The sequence below is a fragment of the Gibbsiella dentisursi genome, assembly GCF_039539505.1.
Taxonomy (GTDB): Bacteria; Pseudomonadota; Gammaproteobacteria; order Enterobacterales; family Enterobacteriaceae; genus Gibbsiella; species Gibbsiella quercinecans.
This window is the reverse complement of sequence record NZ_BAABDG010000002.1, coordinates 1,403,815-1,419,906: the sequence shown is the minus strand read 5'-3', so window position 1 is coordinate 1,419,906 and position 16,092 is coordinate 1,403,815. Positions and strand designations below refer to the sequence as shown.

Annotated in this window: 15 protein-coding genes; 6 read left to right on the top strand and 9 right to left on the bottom strand. The window is 52.6% G+C overall.

The features are described 5' to 3' along the window. Positions 1 to 61 precede the first annotated feature (61 nt). A complete protein-coding gene (locus ABFX35_RS06895) occupies positions 62 to 802 on the bottom strand; it encodes an SDR family oxidoreductase (RefSeq protein ID WP_346079998.1) in 741 nt (246 codons plus the stop codon). Positions 803 to 909: 107 nt separating this feature from the next. Between ABFX35_RS06895 and ABFX35_RS06890 the strand changes: the two genes are divergently transcribed. Further along, positions 910 to 1,818, top strand: a complete 909-nt coding sequence (locus ABFX35_RS06890; RefSeq protein WP_279025759.1) for a LysR family transcriptional regulator — start codon at positions 910 to 912, stop codon at positions 1,816 to 1,818. Here the strand turns inward: ABFX35_RS06890 and ABFX35_RS06885 are convergent. Further along, complete coding sequence (locus ABFX35_RS06885; RefSeq protein ID WP_346079997.1) at positions 1,802 to 4,087, bottom strand: ATP-binding cassette domain-containing protein; 2,286 nt, start codon at positions 4,085 to 4,087, stop codon at positions 1,802 to 1,804. The genes ABFX35_RS06890 and ABFX35_RS06885 overlap by 17 nt on opposite strands. Further along, positions 4,084 to 4,479: a MarR family winged helix-turn-helix transcriptional regulator gene (locus ABFX35_RS06880; protein WP_279029022.1), complete on the bottom strand. Its 396-nt coding sequence runs from the start codon at positions 4,477 to 4,479 to the stop codon at positions 4,084 to 4,086. Before ABFX35_RS06880 ends, ABFX35_RS06885 begins: the two co-directional genes overlap by 4 nt. Positions 4,480 to 4,881: 402 nt before the next feature. On the opposite strand from ABFX35_RS06880, the gene dcuR reads away from it, so the two are divergent. Next, complete coding sequence (gene dcuR, locus ABFX35_RS06875; protein WP_346079994.1) at positions 4,882 to 5,601, top strand: two-component system response regulator DcuR; 720 nt, start codon at positions 4,882 to 4,884, stop codon at positions 5,599 to 5,601. Between the two features lie 239 nt (positions 5,602 to 5,840). Continuing rightward, the gene (locus ABFX35_RS06870; protein WP_346079992.1) at positions 5,841 to 6,416 is read left to right on the top strand and encodes a hypothetical protein; all 576 of its coding nucleotides are present in this window, start codon (positions 5,841 to 5,843) and stop codon (positions 6,414 to 6,416) included. A gap of 402 nt (positions 6,417 to 6,818) precedes the next feature. Here ABFX35_RS06870 and ahpF read toward each other — a convergent pair whose 3' ends face one another. Further along, a complete protein-coding gene (gene ahpF / locus ABFX35_RS06865) occupies positions 6,819 to 8,387 on the bottom strand; it encodes an alkyl hydroperoxide reductase subunit F (protein WP_346079990.1) in 1,569 nt (522 codons plus the stop codon). Between the two features lie 68 nt (positions 8,388 to 8,455). After that, positions 8,456 to 9,019, bottom strand: a complete 564-nt coding sequence (gene ahpC, locus ABFX35_RS06860; protein WP_279029030.1) for an alkyl hydroperoxide reductase subunit C — start codon at positions 9,017 to 9,019, stop codon at positions 8,456 to 8,458. A 227-nt stretch (positions 9,020 to 9,246) separates the two neighbouring features. Here ahpC and ABFX35_RS06855 point away from each other — a divergent pair, with 227 nt between their 5' ends. Then, on the top strand, positions 9,247 to 9,648 hold the full coding sequence (locus ABFX35_RS06855) for a TonB family protein (RefSeq protein ID WP_346079988.1): 402 nt from the start codon (positions 9,247 to 9,249) through the stop codon (positions 9,646 to 9,648). Here the strand turns inward: ABFX35_RS06855 and ABFX35_RS06850 are convergent. After that, the gene (locus ABFX35_RS06850; protein ID WP_279027661.1) at positions 9,618 to 10,241 is read right to left on the bottom strand and encodes a glutathione S-transferase family protein; all 624 of its coding nucleotides are present in this window, start codon (positions 10,239 to 10,241) and stop codon (positions 9,618 to 9,620) included. The genes ABFX35_RS06855 and ABFX35_RS06850 overlap by 31 nt on opposite strands. Before the next feature lie 106 nt (positions 10,242 to 10,347). Continuing rightward, positions 10,348 to 11,187 (bottom strand): GGDEF domain-containing protein, encoded by an 840-nt coding sequence (locus ABFX35_RS06845; RefSeq protein ID WP_346079985.1) that lies wholly within the window; start codon positions 11,185 to 11,187, stop codon positions 10,348 to 10,350. A gap of 692 nt (positions 11,188 to 11,879) precedes the next feature. Here ABFX35_RS06845 and ABFX35_RS06840 point away from each other — a divergent pair. Continuing rightward, positions 11,880 to 12,788, top strand: coding sequence for an arsenic resistance protein (locus ABFX35_RS06840; protein WP_279027665.1), 909 nt, complete (start codon positions 11,880 to 11,882; stop codon positions 12,786 to 12,788). 137 nt (positions 12,789 to 12,925) lie between these two features. Here the strand turns inward: ABFX35_RS06840 and ABFX35_RS06835 are convergent, their stop codons facing one another. Continuing rightward, a complete protein-coding gene (locus ABFX35_RS06835; protein ID WP_346079983.1) occupies positions 12,926 to 13,534 on the bottom strand; it encodes a hypothetical protein in 609 nt (202 codons plus the stop codon). 219 nt (positions 13,535 to 13,753) lie between these two features. Then, a complete protein-coding gene (locus ABFX35_RS06830; protein WP_279027669.1) occupies positions 13,754 to 13,918 on the bottom strand; it encodes a hypothetical protein in 165 nt (54 codons plus the stop codon). A gap of 899 nt (positions 13,919 to 14,817) precedes the next feature. On the opposite strand from ABFX35_RS06830, the gene ABFX35_RS06825 reads away from it, so the two are divergent. After that, a complete protein-coding gene (locus ABFX35_RS06825) occupies positions 14,818 to 15,981 on the top strand; it encodes a multidrug effflux MFS transporter (protein ID WP_279027670.1) in 1,164 nt (387 codons plus the stop codon). The last annotated feature ends 111 nt before the right edge of the window (positions 15,982 to 16,092 follow it).

Sequence of the window (16,092 nt, the reverse complement as noted above, 5' to 3'; positions counted from 1 at the left end):
GACAATATCGCCCACGTGGAGTTCATTGTTACCTGTCACCTACATCATTGCCCACGCGGGCCTATAGCAGAGTTAGCCCACCGTCGACCAGATACTGACTGCCGGTGACGAAGGCTGCCTCATCAGACAACAAAAACAAGGCGACCGCAGCGGCTTCTTCGGCGGTGCCAATACGTGGCAAAGCCAGGCGGCCAGCTACCTCGGCCTCGAAACTTGCGCGTAAAGACGGGGCCATAAAATCCCGAAAAGGCGTGGCGATCGGGCCGGGAACCAGGGTGTTCACCCGGATCCCTCGCGGCCCCAGCGCCGAAGCCCAGCAGCGTGCGAGCGAGATCAGTGCGCCTTTAGTGGCGGCATACAGGCTGGCGATGGCCGCACCCTCATAGGCCGATGTTGATGCGGTGACAACCACCGATGCGCCGTCGTTAAGCTGCGCGGAAAGTTGCGCCAGCTGTAACGCGGGCCCACGGACATTGGCATTCATCATGGCATCAAAAGCAGCGGCCGTAACCTGCGCCACTTCCCCGACGGCGGCATAGCCCGCATTCAGCCACAGGCCGTCCAACGAACCGACCTCACTAACAAGCGCAACCAGTTCGGCAGCCGGCTCTGGCGCCGCTGCATCGTTATAAATCACCCGCGCGCTGTCTGGAAGTTCCTGCCGCAGCGCCGCAAGCTTTTCCGCATTGCGGCCGGTGGCGATCACCAGCCCGCCTTCGTGCGCAATACGCAGCGCCCCGGCACGGCCAATGCCGCTGGTTGCCCCGGTGATCAGTATGTTTTTGCCGCTAAATCGCCCCATCTGTTGCTCCCCCCGTGTTGGTTTCTTTCACCCAGGCAACAATAGACTTTTGCTATTATTTAAAAAATATGAAAAAACCAAGCAGGCTATGTGGGGAAACAAACATAATGCGCGGCACTGAATATGCTGAACTGCGTGCTTTCGCAGCAATCATAGAACATGGCAGCTTCACCCGGGCCGCGGCCCATCTGGGCGTTACCGCCTCGACGCTTAGCCAAACGGTTCGCCGGGTGGAAGAGCGCCTTGGCGTGCGCCTGCTTAACCGCACCACCCGCAGCGTTGCCCCAACGGAGGCCGGCCAACGGCTGATACGGCGGCTGGCGCCGGCGCTGCAGGAGCTTGAAGGCGCGGTGCTTGACGCGAAACAAACCGCGCAGCGCGTTGCCGGCGTGCTCCGGCTGAATACCTCACGGGTTGCCGCCGTCACCTATTTGGCGCCGATACTGGGCAAATTTTTACTGGCATACCCGGATGTGCGCATGGATATCGTGACCGAGGAGCGGTTGATTGATATTGTCGCCGAGCGCTTCGACGCCGGCATTCGCCTGGGTGAAAAGCTGCATCAGGACATGATCGCCACCCGTCTGAGCGGCGATCTGCTGATGAAGGTGGTCGCCAGCCCGGCCTATCTGGCGCGCGCCGGGGAACCCAAACGGCCGCAGGATCTGATCCACCACCGCTGCCTGGGTTATCGCCGGCCAAGCGACGGCAGCCTGTACCGTTGGGAGTTTGAGCGGGGGGATGAAAAGCTGGAGGTAGTGGTCGATGGCCCGTTGATGGTTGATGAGCCGGCGATGCTCACCCAAGTGGCGTGCGCCGGCGCCGGCATTGCATACCAGTTTGCGCATCAGGTTGATAATGATATCGCTCAAGGGCGGCTGGTGCAGTTGCTGCCGGAGTGGACACCCGCCTTCCCCGGCTTTTACCTTTACTACCCAAGCCGGCGCCATATGGCGCCGCCGCTGCGGGCATTTTTGGATTTTATCGCCCAGGCCAATATCAACCGTGCCCGCTGAGATGCCGTTTCAAGAATGGCCCCGTCACCGATGCCGGGGAAGCCAGCATCTCGGTTGCCGTCCCGCTAAAAATCACCTGCCCACCCTGCTTGCCGGCACCCGGCCCCATTTCAACCAGCCAGTCGGCATGGGCGATAACATCCAGATTATGCTCCACCACGATAACCGTGCTCCCCTGGGCAGTTAAATCATCGAATACCGCCAGCAAACGCGCAACATCTGCCATATGCAACCCACTGGTCGGTTCATCAAAAACATACAGTGGGTGCGCACCGCCTAAGCTGGCGGCCAGTTTCAAGCGCTGCCGTTCCCCGCCGGAGAGCGTGTTCAGCCGCTGCCCCACGCAGGCATACCCCAGCCCCACCTGTGCCAGGCGCTGCAATGGCACGGCGATGGCTGCATCCGCGGCAAAACGCTGCGCCGCGGCGGCCACCGATAACGCCAGAGCCTGTGCAATATTCAGCCCCTGCCAGAGCACAGCGCGCGCAGCGGCCGTGAACCCGGTACCGTCACAGGCATCGCAAGGCGTTTCCACATTGTCCATAAAGGCCAGATCCGTCTGCACCAGCCCTAGTCCCTTGCATATCGGGCACGCCCCCTGGCCGTTATTGCTAAAAAGGCTGATTGGCCGGCCGCTGCTGCGGGCAAACTGCGCGCGTAGCGGCTCCAGCGCCCCGAGATAACTGATGATGGAAGAACGTCGGTTTGCGGCCAGCGCGCGCTGATCTATCAACACCGCATGAGGGTATGCGCGCGGCAACAGGTGGTTGACCAGGGTACTTTTGCCGGAGCCAGCCACTCCGGTTACCACGGTCAGCACGCCGGTCGGAAAAGAGACATTCACCCGCCGCAGGCTGTGTAATGACTGGTCGCGCAGTGGCAGTTGGCCCGTTGGCTGGCGAAGCGGGCGCTTAAGCGTTGGGCGTTGTGCCAGGCTGCGGCCGGTTAGTGTATCGGCCTGGCATAAGCCGGCATAGCTGCCCTGATAGACCACGTTACCGCCCGCGCTACCGGCCTGCGGCCCGAGATCCACCACATGATCGGCTATCGCGATCACGTCAGGATCGTGCTCGACCACCAGCACGGTATTCCCTTTGTCACGTAGCCTGCACAGCAGTATGTTGAGCTGGCGCACATCACGCGGGTGCAGCCCCACGCTCGGCTCATCAAAAATATAGGCAATGTCGGCCAGGCTACTGCCAAGATGGCGCACCATTTTGACCCGTTGCGACTCACCGCCAGACAGGCTGGCCGTCGCACGCGCCAGGCTCAGATATCCCAAGCCAATCGCCACCATCTGTGCCAGCCGTTCGGCAATGGCCGCCACCACGCTGGCGACCGCCGCAATATTGATACTGCGAATAAACGCCAGTAAGTCCACCACGTCCATCGCTGCACAGTCGGCAATGGATTTCCCCTGGATACGGCAAGACAAAATGGTTGGATTGAGCCGCGAGCCGCCACACCCAGGGCAGATTTGGCGAGTGATAACATGCGCCAGCCCCTCCCGTTCCGCCTGGCTCAGGCGGCGGGGTTCGTGATCCAGATAGGCGCGCCGCAAGCGCGGCACCACGCCCTGATAACGCGCGGTGGCTGGCCAGCCCGGCAACGGGGCCGGCACGGCCAGATCGTCGGCATACAGCAGGGTTTGCCACTGCGCCTCGCTATAGTCGTGAAGTGGCATGTCGTTATCAAACAGCCCTGAGTACACATAGCGCTTCCAGCGGAAAGTCCCTGGGGCAAAGGTGGGAAAATTAATCGCTCCTTGGTTCAGCGATTTGCGGCGATCGAACAACCGCGTGAGATCCAGTTGGTCGACCACCCCAAGCCCCTCACACTCTGGGCACATGCCCTGGGGATGATTGAAGGAAAAGGCATTCGCGTAGCCGACAAATGGCTGCCCAGCGCGTGAAAACAGCAGCCGCAGCAACGGCTGGATATCGGTTACCGTGCCCACCGTTGAGCGCGCATTGCCGCCCAGCGGTTTTTGATCGATGACAATCGAAGCCGGCAGATTTTTAAGGCTGTCGGCCTGCGGCTGCCCATAATGCGGCAGGCGGTGGCGAACAAAGGCGCTGTAGTGCTCATTCAGTTGGCGCTGCGATTCGGCGGCCAGGGTGCCAAACACCAGTGAGGATTTGCCCGAACCGGAAACGCCGGTAAACACGGTAATACGCTGTTTGGGGATACGCAGGCTGATATTCTGCAAGTTATTCTCACGGGCGCCGAAGATTTCGATAGCCTGCCGGTGATTACTCTGAGTGCTCATCGGCGGCCGGCCACGTCATGAAGCCCCTCGCTCTCCAGCGCGGCACTTGCCTTATGACACAGCTCCGTAAAGATAGCCTGTTCGCCCGGCGTCAAGGCTCCTGCCAGGCGTTGAGCGGCATCATGGCGGCCGCTGGCCGCGCGTGCCAGGAAATCTTCACCAAGCTCGGTCAGTATTGTTACTTGCTCACGGCGATCGCCTTCGGCCGGCGCCTGCGCCACCAGCCCCTGATCTTTCAGCACGCGCAAAGCTTTAGATACGCCAGTGCGCGCCATGCCCAAGCGCTCGCCCAATGTAGAAGGCGTCGCCGCGCCGTCCAGGCGCAGCAGTTCCAGAATATCGTACTGGCCCCATGTAACGGTTTCCGGGTTATAACGGGTTCGGCGTGCCACCAGCACACATTGCAGCCGAGACAATGCGTCCTCAAGGGGGCCAGGAGAGCCCGTACAATTTTCGGTTGCCATAACTGAGTACCTCATTGCCAATTGAATGCAAAAAAGAAACTTTAAAAGCCTAAAACAGGCACAATACTAGCAATATGATTTCCATCTGGAAACCATTAATTAACTACTACGGCGTAAAACCCGGGTACCATTGACACAGCCTGTGTCCGATCAGTAATTCGCACTTTCCCCTTTGGAATAATCATTTACACTGTAGCCACAGGGATTGCGCCAGCCCCCTGCTTTTGTGAGCGCAGACTTGCCCTTACGGCGGCGGAACGAACAGGTTTACGCATGGCATGATGCAGCGGGCGGCAATGTAGATATGGAACCAAGGCAAGAACTGCATCCATGATTAACGTACTCATTGTTGAAGACGACCCCAAAATAAGCCAGCTCAACACAGCTTATCTGGGCCAAATAAGCGGCTTTCACTGCCACGCGGCCGTTGCCACACTGCCACAGGCGCTAATGTTGCTTAGTGACTACACGACCCGGATCGATCTGGTACTGCTGGATATCCATGTCCATCAGGAAAACGGACTTGAACTGCTACCGATATTACGCAAACGGGAGGAAAGAACAGAGGTGATTATTATTTCTGCGGCCAAGGACGCCAATACGGTGCGCCGTGCCTTGCACTATGGGGTGGTGGATTATTTAATAAAGCCGGTGCCATTTAACCGTTTTAAAGCCGCGCTGGAACGCTACCAGCAACAATTACAGCTTTTGGCACGGCATGAATGCTGCGGCCAGGACGAGGTTGATAGCCTGTTGCGCCGGCTACCCGGCGGCAATAATAAAACCCCCAAGCTGCCAAAAGGGCTGACCAGCATCACCCTCGGCACGGTTTGCGAATGGATTGGGCGCCAGAACGGCGTGGAATTTACCACCGACACATTGGCCCAGGCGATTGGCGTTTCACGCATTTCATGCCGCAAGTATCTGATTTATCTTACTGAAATAAATATTCTCAGTACCCGAGTTTTGAACGGTTCAACCGGCAGGCCACACCATCTGTACCAGTTAAAGGCCGAGGCGTTGCCTCAACTGCAGGCATATTATTGCTGAGCAATAATCATTATTATTCATACCGTAACGTATTCTTTTTCTATCGATAAGTTTTTAGTCTTTTACGCTAACGGCTGATGAAAAAACCAAACATATCGCTTTATATCCCCACCAGGGAATAATTTTATTGATTTTGTATAGTGGCTTATTGGTAAATGAACCGTTGTTCACAACAAATAAGGGAAACCAATATGTCAAATCCTTGGGAGAAAGTTTCATTATCTATTTATGAATCCCATATGAAGCTCGATAATGTTAAACAATTGCAAACGCTAAATGAAATTATGCGTGGCCAATTGAATAACTTTCCGGTTGAAACTATTTGCATCCTTGGCGTTGCCGGTGGAAACGGGCTGGAGCATATTAACCCGGAAAAAATACAGAAAGCCTATGGCGTGGACGTAAATGAAAACTATTTATCCGCCTGTGCCGAACGTTATCCTGAATTAAAAAACACTTTAACCCTGTTAAACCTGGATTTGGGCGCGGCAAACACCACCCTGCCGGACAGCGAACTGGTTGTCGCCAACCTGCTGATTGAATATATCGGCCTGCCGGCTTTCACCCGGTTGGTCAACAACGATAAAATCCACTACGTATCCTGCGTTATCCAAAAAAACCGAGGTTGTGATTTCGTCTCTGAGTCGCCCTATCTGGATAAACTGCAGGACGTTGCTTCCATCCATCTTGATATCGAGGAAAGCACACTGGAAGCATCGATGCGCGCAGTGGGGTTTGACTGCATAGGCCAGGAAAGCACCACCCTCCCCAATGGCAAACAGTTTATCCGAATGGATTTTCAACGCGGCGCATAATACCCCACGGCTGTAAAACATGCGGGATAACGCCAATAGCCCCATTAGGGTAGATAGTGCCTTCGCAATCGGAGGCACCACAGAGTTATCAGTGAATTGTGGTGCCCATGCTAATCGTGCCGTGCACCGTGGTTCCTTCCTCTTGGGCACTACGCCCGCTGTCGGCGCAGCCGGCCAGCAATACTGCCATACACAACGCGAACACAACTGAGAGTTTCTTCATTGCCAATAAGTCTCGCCGTTAAACACGGTTGGACATATGGCGCCAGCGGTTAGTTCGTATGCGGTATGAAAAGCTGAAGTAAAGAGGTTTTGCCAGGCATTTTTGTTGCTGGCACAGGTAATTTTGCACGCAAAAGGCGGCATAGATATGCCGCCTTACTTAATAAGTATACGCGCCGTTTATTTTGCCGGCTGACTACGGATCAGATAATCAAAGGCGCTCAGTGAGGCCTTAGCGCCTTCACCACTGGCAATGATAATCTGTTTGTAAGGAACCGTGGTGCAATCCCCAGCGGCAAATACGCCTTTAACCGTCGTTTCGCATTTGGCATCGATGATGATTTCACCTATCCGATTGCGCTCAACGGTGCCTTCCAGCCAGTTGGTATTCGGCAACAGGCCGATTTGTACGAAGATACCCGCCAGCGACAGATCGTGCACCGTTTCCGTAACGCGATCCTTATACTGCAGCCCCGTCAGCTTGGCGCCATCGCCCTTCACTTCCAGCGTTTGCGCATTCAGGATGATATCGACGTTTGGCAGGCTGCGGACCTTATCCTGCAGCACCGAGTCGGCTTTCATCTCTGGCGCAAATTCCAGCAGCGTAACGTGCTCCACAATACCCGCCAGGTCAATCGCCGCTTCCACACCGGAGTTGCCGCCGCCGATAACCGCCACGCGTTTGCCTTTAAACAACGGGCCGTCGCAGTGCGGGCAGTAGGTAACACCGCGGGTACGATATTGCTCTTCGCCCGGCACGTTCATGTTGCGCCAGCGCGCCCCGGTGGCGATGATCAGGCTGCGGGCTTTTAATACGCCGCCCGATGCGGTTTCGATCTGGTGCAGTTGGCCTTCACCCGCCGCAGGAATTAATTTGGTGGCGCTTTGCGTGTCGATCACATCCACGGCGTAATCGTCGACGTGCACTTTCAATGCCGCAGCCAGCTTAGCCCCTTCCGTTTTAGGCACGGAAATATAGTTCTCGATATCCACGGTATCCAGAATCTGGCCGCCAAAGCGTTCGCCCATCAGGCCGGTACGGATGCCTTTGCGTGCGGAATATATCGCGGCGGCTGCGCCCGCCGGGCCGCTGCCGACGATCAATACATCGTAAGCATCACGGTTGCTTAATTCCGCCGCAGCGCGTTTTTCCGCGCCGGTGTCGATTTTGTTAACGATTTCACTCAACGTCATGCGGCCCTGGCCAAATTCCTTGCCGTTGAGGAATACCGCCGGAACGCCCATAATATTGCGTTCCTGAATCTCGTTCTGATAAGCGCCGCCGTCAATCGCCGTATGCGTAATGCGCGGATTGAGGATCGCCATCAGGTTTAACGCCTGAACCACATCAGGGCAGTTGTGGCAGGTTAATGAATAATAGGTTTCAAAGTGGAACTCGCCGTCAAGCTGGCGAATTTGCTCCAGCAGCGATTCCGCTTCTTTCGATGGATGCCCGCCCACCTGCAGCAGGGCCAAAACCAGCGAGGTAAACTCGTGCCCCAGCGGGGAACCGGCAAAACGCGGGCCGTGCTCAGAACCGGGATTGGTCACCAAAAATGACGGTTTACGTACGGGTTGATCGTTTTTTTCAACAAAAGAAACTTTCTCTGACAATCCAGCGATGTCTGCCAGAAGCTCCCTGATTTCGGATGATTTGGCGCTGTCATCCAATGAGGCGATCAACTCAACTGGCTTGGTCAATCTCTCAAGATAGGCCTTGAGTTGGGTTTTCATAGTAGTGTCGAGCATGATGTCTCCCTGGCAGAAAAACGGGTGCAATGCACCCGATTACGTGAATAGCAAAAAAAGCGAGGTAATTAAATTTTACCGACCAGATCCAAAGAAGGAGCCAGCGTTGCGTCGCCTTCTTTCCACTTAGCCGGGCAAACTTCACCTGGGTGGCTGGCAACATACTGTGCCGCTTTCACTTTACGCAGCAGATCGGATGCATCACGGCCAATGCCTTCTGCAGTCACTTCGATTGCCTGGATGATGCCTTCAGGATCAACGATGAAGGTACCACGGTCGGCCAGGCCTTCAGCTTCACGCAGGTTGTCAAAGTTACGGGTCAGCGCGCCAGTTGGGTCACCGATCATCGCGTATTTGATTTTAGCGATAGTTTCGGAGCTGCTGTGCCACGCTTTGTGGGTGAAGTGGGTGTCGGTGGAAACAGAATAGATGTCTACGCCCAGTTTCTGGAATTCTTCGTAGTGATCGGCAACATCACCCAGTTCAGTTGGGCAAACAAAGGTAAAATCGGCAGGATAGAAGAAGAATACGCTCCATTTCCCTTCAACGCTCTTCTCCGTAACTTCAATAAACTCACCATTTTTAAACGCTTGGTTCTTGAATGGTTTGATTTTGGTATTGATCAAAGACATATCTATTTCCTCCGGGTTAATGACAGGAAAGAAACTACAGGGGTTTTAGATAGCTTTCCAATACGTATGCTTTATTGAATCGATAAGTGGAATCTAACAGACAGAATAGCGATGGCCTTTCGATGGGCAGGAATTATGGCTAACATGCTGGTAAGCAACATAAAAATATAGCCTTGGCATACGGCCAACATTATAATGAAAACCATTCTCACCAAGGGACTGAAACGATGATCAAACCTCTCATGCTGGCCGCCATACTGGCTTTGCCATTAAGCGCCTGCACATCCCACACGGCACCACCTGCCAAGCGAGATACCAACGAACCTAAATTACTCAGCGCCAAATATCCAATGTACCCGGCGTATGCGCGGGCTAACGCCCTAACTGGCCATGTTAAATTTGAATACGATGTGGGGGCTGACGGCAAAGTCAGCCAGATACGCATTATTGAATCCCAACCGCGTTACCTGTTTGACGATGCCGTGATCCAAGCGGTCGCAAAATGGCAGTTCGAGAAAAACAAGCCTTATAAAGGCATGGTGAAAACCGTGAATTTTACCTTAAGCCATTCTGATGAACCAATAGCGCATGTTATCCGTCAGGGTTCGCCATTATTACCATATCGTTGAAAGGCAGGCCGCTGATTTAACAGCGCATAGTATTTATCGATTGCCGGATACGCGGGGCGGTCTATCGGCGACATTTTCCAGCGGTTGACCGACAGCCCTAATACGATATCGGCCAGCGTAAAGGTTTCGCCAGCCGCATAAGCGCCGGTCGCCGCCAACTGGGCTTCCAGTATGCCCATATGCGCATTCCAGCCGGCAATGCTGGCCGCAATCGCAGGCTGTTCGCTATACGCCGGGCTTTTCCTCACTAACCCCATGAAGGCATAGCGCCAGGCGTTATTCAGCTCCGTCGCCTGCCAATCCATCCATTTTTCAACCAGCGCACGTTGCCGGGGCGCCACCGGCAGCAGATCGTCGCGCCGCTCACGCCCGGCCAGATAGCGGCAAATCGTGTTGGATTCCCACAGCACGAAACCATCATCAACGATAACTGGCACCAGACCATTGGGGTTCAACGCCTTGAATTGCGCAGTCTGCGTAGAGATAAACCCCGAGCCATAATCTTGTTGTTCATAGCTAATCGCTGCCTCTTCGCACAGCCAAAGCACTTTGCGCACGTTAATAGATGACGATTTACCGAGTATCTTGAGCATAATACGGTTTCCTCAATGAATGTGCCCCCAAAAGCCCATAATGCAGGCTGCAACCGAAAATAGCCAACCGCGGCACGCCGATAAACAGCCCTACCGCTTAGGAACATCAATTGAAGCCTGCGCCGCTGGCCCATTCGATCCTGCCGCGGCCGTTTCTCTTTGCGCGGTATAGCGCTTCGTCGACTTTTTTAATCAGCACATCTTGCGTTTCACCAGCATGTTTTATCCCTACCCCCATGCTGACCGACAAGGGATAGTCATTATTCACCCGTATCTTTCTTGCAGAGGCGAGTATCGTCGCCGCAATGGTCTGGGCCTCTGTCTCAGAAACATCGTCAAGAATAACGGCGAATTCTTCACCACCTATCCTGGCGGCAAAAAACTGCTCGCCAATCATGCCGGCAAGCAGTTTACCAAAGTTATAAAGCACCTCATCGCCGACGATATGGCCGTAGGTATCATTCACTTGCTTGAAAAAATCAATATCAATGATCATTAACGCGATAGTGCCTTTCTTTTCTCTCAGCGTATCAATAAAGAAACGCCGGTTGGGGAGTTGCGTCAACTGATCGCTAAAAGATTCGACCCGCGCCGCCATATACATGGCATTGATCTTGCCGATCAGTTTATAAGCGCCGATAGCGACAAAGAACATCCCCAATAGCCTTGTGGTATCTTCAAGAAAATAGGCAACCCATTTAGGTTGATAAACGATCTCGTCAGCTAAATCAAAACTTTGCCCCACAATCCAAAGATAAAGACCAAGGCGGATCCAAAAAGCTGAAATAATACTTATCGTTAACGCCGTTATCGCATAAAAAACAAACAACGGAAAAAGCAACGATAATGCATCGATGTAAAAACCTGGATTGGTTAACGTACGGGGCCAAGGATTAATAAGATTAAAGTAATATAAATTAAAGGCAAGCACCAGGGCGATACTCAAGCAAGCAAACCACACCTTAATGTTTATTACTCGCATTGCGCAATAATGCCGGAATGGCCGGCGACCAGACTTCGAAAATATCATATACACACCCGGCAATATTCACTTATTGCTTGATAAATTATCATAATGACTTATTCGTAACAAAACAACGCAGCGTTGCCTGCGCTCACACAACATAGAGTGCTAAGAGCCTATCCCAGTAGGCGTTATTGTCGCAGCCAGTTTGGACACGGCCAGCGCGCAGACAACATGCCGTGTATGTTGAACGGACTTTAGTCCGGCCCGTAGGGCGAGCGCAGCGAGTAAACCGGAGCGTACACAGAGTACGTGAGGATTTCGAGCACTGCCCAGGGCCAAAATGGCAAGTAAAATAGCCCTAATGGTATAGGCTCTAAATCACCTGCATTTTCCCTATTGTTCTTGTTGTTACAGAACAAAGCCCAGAGACAGCCCCAAAACTACACCGGTCAACTTCTGCTGGTTGCGCTATTTTCTTTTTTGCTTACCCCTCACGGCAGCGACTTTTACTGCGTTTTTAAAGCGTGTTAATCTTAACATCTTGTAACATCAGGGCTTATAAATGGCCATATGTCTGCGATTTCCGCATAGTTTCGAGGGTTAATGTTTTGAGCAGAGACTCAATAGAGAAAAATCAGGTTTGGATTTATATCATTTGTGTGATTGTTGCCATGGCATCAGGTTTAGCATTACCACACGTTTTTGAACGCCTGGGCATGCTGGTCACCCCTCTTATCGCCATTCTGATGTACGCCATGTTTTTACAGATCCCATTTCTGGCGCTGAAAGAAACTTTCTCTGATAAACGGTTTCTTTTCGCCCTGATGACCGCAAACTTTATTTTTATTCCGGTTATTGTCGGCTTGCTGACGCTGGCGATCGCCGACAATACCGCCATTTTTATTGGCGCACTGTTAGTGTTGCTTACCCCGTGTATTGATTATGTCGTAGTATTCACACATATTGGGAAAGGGAATTCACGGCTAGTGCTTTCCGCCACCCCCTTGCTGCTGATCCTGCAGCTTATGCTGTTGCCGCTTTATCTTAAGATCATCGCCGCCGGCCAGGTTACCATAAAGATATCTGTAGAGCCGTTTATCGAAGCCTTCGTTTTTTTGATTCTCATACCACTGTGCCTGGCGGTAATTACCCTCTATCTTTCCAGGAAATCAAAAGCCGTTAGCGCATGGAACGCCATGTGGGGCTGGTTACCTGTTCCCGCGATGGCGGCGGTTTTAATTGCGGTGATAGGCTCCCAAATTAATACCGTAGTAAGAGAAATCACGTGGCTGCTACCGGTGGTGCCCGTTTATCTGTGCTTCGCGGTTCTGGCGCCATTGGCCGGCGCCTTCGCTGCGCGCCTTTTCCGCCTGCCCACTGCAAGCGCCCGCGCCGTGGCGTTTAGCGCCTCAACGCGCAACTCGCTGGTGGTGCTACCCCTTGCGCTGGCATTGCCGGAAAATATCAGGGTGCTGGCCGCCGCCGCGGTGATAACGCAAACGCTGGTTGAACTGGTGAGCGAAATTATTTACACACGGGCCATCCCGCGCTTTATCCGCCAGCAAGAGCCGGCGGCCTGACAGGCAGTAATCCAAAGCCGCGATGATAACCAGCCTGGCCGGCATACGTATTTTCAGCACAGTTGCAAAAAACGGGAACCGCTGGGTTCCCGTTGGGTTTGTTAACAACGCGGCCGGTTATGCCGAGAGAACAGAGGCTAGCCGCAGCGGTCTGTTTTCCTGTTGGTTGCCAGATACCAGCATGTCGACATCAGGCAGAGCAAATAACCGAACAGCTCGGAGCCTTCTTCCACCGCGTTTTTTACCACCCGAATATATTCATCCTGCAGCAGTTGCTGCCACAGGATATGCATCCCAAACAGGCGCGAAAATATCAATATGCAGAGCAGGCCGGAAAACATCATGCCATAGGCAGGATGGCGCATAAAAACAGCCAGTTGGTTAACGGCCTCAGCCGGTTTTTTAAGGCCCAAGAAAAGGCTCACTGCGGCAACGGCCAGGGCAAACCACACCCATGAGCCAAAGGCGATCGCATCAAATAGAAAGTCCATTTCACGGATCAGCATACAGCCGAAAAAACCGGCGATTAATACAGAAATACGCGTTCTCTCCCTGCCCCTCACCGTCTGAAAAACGTTTATACCGATAATCACAGCCAGGATGAGCTCTTGAGAAACCTCGGTGATGGACAGTTCCTTCACATCATTGTGCAACCAGTGGATGTCTAAAAATAACGCGACGACCGCAAGCGCCACAATCAGTACAGAGAGCAACAGGAACAGGGACTGTTTAAAAATGAATTTCATGCTAATAGTTTTCAGTGAAACAAATAGCATATTCTACTGTTTTAGCGCCATGAGGCTTTGCTATTAGTGCTCACGTCTGCAGAGATAATGCATTGAAAGCTGGGCTAAACACGCAGTGGTCTGCTTGAGTTCCAGAGTTAGATAGCATCATCTTTTTGCAGTAAACCGCCGTTATCAATAACAGGTATGCTTACAGTAGCCGTACCCCGCCGTTTATCGTCAGAGTGCCTCAGCCGCCAGGGTGGCGATCGACGTATCGGACGATGCAGCATTGAAGGTTTCCGTATATCCCGCCGAGGAGTACGTCACTGTTAGCGCATAGCTGTTGCCCGCAACCAGTTCTGCTGGCGCGGAGCCGATAGCGATAGATATTTCGATGGACATAAGTATACCACCGAAAATTGCCTATATTCCGCAGCACTCGGCCAGCATCTGTCAATGATAAGGGGACTTGTAGAGCACTCGAAAGATCGGGATATTGAGGATGAAATCAATAAAGAATGTGCTCTAAAGTAAATCCTCCCGCCTGCCTTAGCGTAGACTCGCCCCAGATCTTCAAGCCTGTCTATACTGGAGACTCTGAGCGTTGCTTTTCAGCCTCAAACGTCTCACTCAGCGCCATTCCCTTAAGCAGCAACGCCCACGCAACATAAAAGCTACGTGGGCTAAGGCTAAGTTCAATATGTTACGCTCGTCCTGCTATTCGCAACCCGGGCAAAGGTTCGCTTGTGCCCGTATCACAAATATAGGTATTACACGAGTTGTCAAAATTATATCTCTCGTCGGATCTATACCTGAAATCATAGGAACAGCTTGATTTTACTAAGTATAAGGAGGAGCATTGGGTAATTAGTTTTGACCTAATACTTGAACAGATTGTCACATTCAAGACTCAACACCGGCTGAGTTGCTACCACCGTGTCTGCAATAATTATGCGTTGTATGCTGCTATCTGCTTGGCGCTGCTCAGTTTCGGGCAGCTAAGCTAGCTCCAGAGAGTGGCGGCTCTGCCGTAGCCGGTCAAATATCATTGGTGCATTCAACCTTAACGATATTGTGTGGGCGGCACACCCTATCACCGCATATCTATGATTCAGGACTGGCGTTCGTCGTGAATAAGTATGCCCAGCACCACCAGTTCTTTGCCACAGCAAGAAGCTTCGAGGAGGACGATAAAACGAATTCTTTGATCATACGTTACCAATATAGCGGGAAAACAGGGCTGCCGTATTAACGACAATTCTTAGATACAGGAATAATCACTTACAGGTTAAAAAGAGTATATGGACAACAAGATTCACGGGCCGCTGTTTCTGGCGATTCTTAGCACACTAATGGCCTTCGCGTCTCTGTCAACGGATATTTATCTCCCTGCGATGCCGCTGATGGCAAGCGAGCTACAGGGTGATATTGAACTGACTATCACTGGTTTTCTCATTGGCTTTGCGCTAGCACAACTGGTATGGGGACCGATCAGCGATGCCTTTGGCCGCCGTCTGCCGTTATTTATCGGCATGGGGCTGTTTGTTATCGGTTCTGCCGGATGCGCGCTATCGACCGATATAAAGCAGATTGTCTTCTGGCGAGTGTTCCAGGCCTTTGGCGCCTGTACTGGGCCAATGCTAGCGCGGGCGATGATCCGCGATTCGTTTACCCGCATCCGCGCCGCGCAAATGCTCTCAACGCTACTTTTCATTATGGCGATCGCCCCTATTATCGGGCCGCTGGCAGGAGGGCAGATCATCAAGCTCACCAGTTGGCATGCCATTTTCTGGTTACTGGTGATAATTGGCGGGCTGATGTTTCTCTCATTGTTTGCCCTGCCGGAAACGCTACCACCGGAAAAACGGATAAAGATATCTTTGGCGGGTGTATTTCATAACTACTCATCGTTACTACGTAACCGTGTGTTTATGCGCTTTACACTGTGCCTGACCTTTTATTACGTTGCCGCATATGCCTTTATGACTGGCTCACCATTTGTTTATATCAGTTTTTACGGCGTTGATCCGCAATATTACGGCTGGCTGTTCGCACTCAATATTGTCGGCGTGATGATGATGAGCATGGTGAATCGGCGTCTGGTGTCGCGACACCCGCTGGACAGACTACTGAAAATCGCTGTGGCTGTGGCAGCACTTGCAACACTGACTTTAGCACTGGTTTCAAAACTGCAACTTGGTGGCATTGTTGCAGTGGTGGTGACGGTATTCCTGTTCTTCTCAATGAACGGCGTCATCGCCGCTACCTCAACGACTGCAGCATTGGATGCAGTGCCATCACTAGCGGGTTCAGCCTCGGCACTGATCGGCGCATTGCAATATGGCAGCGGCATTATCTCTTCGCTTTTGCTTGCGTGTTTTCACGATGGCACGCCGTGGACGATGGCATGGATTATGTTATTGTTCACCCTATTCAGCGCGGTCATAATCGTGCGTCGCCATTAATAAACCATACTCATAATAACCTTGTCATGCATTAATAATGCCGCACATATGTTTATATGAATATGAGAACATAATAAAATCTCGCACAAGCGAGGTTTTATTAAATAAGCT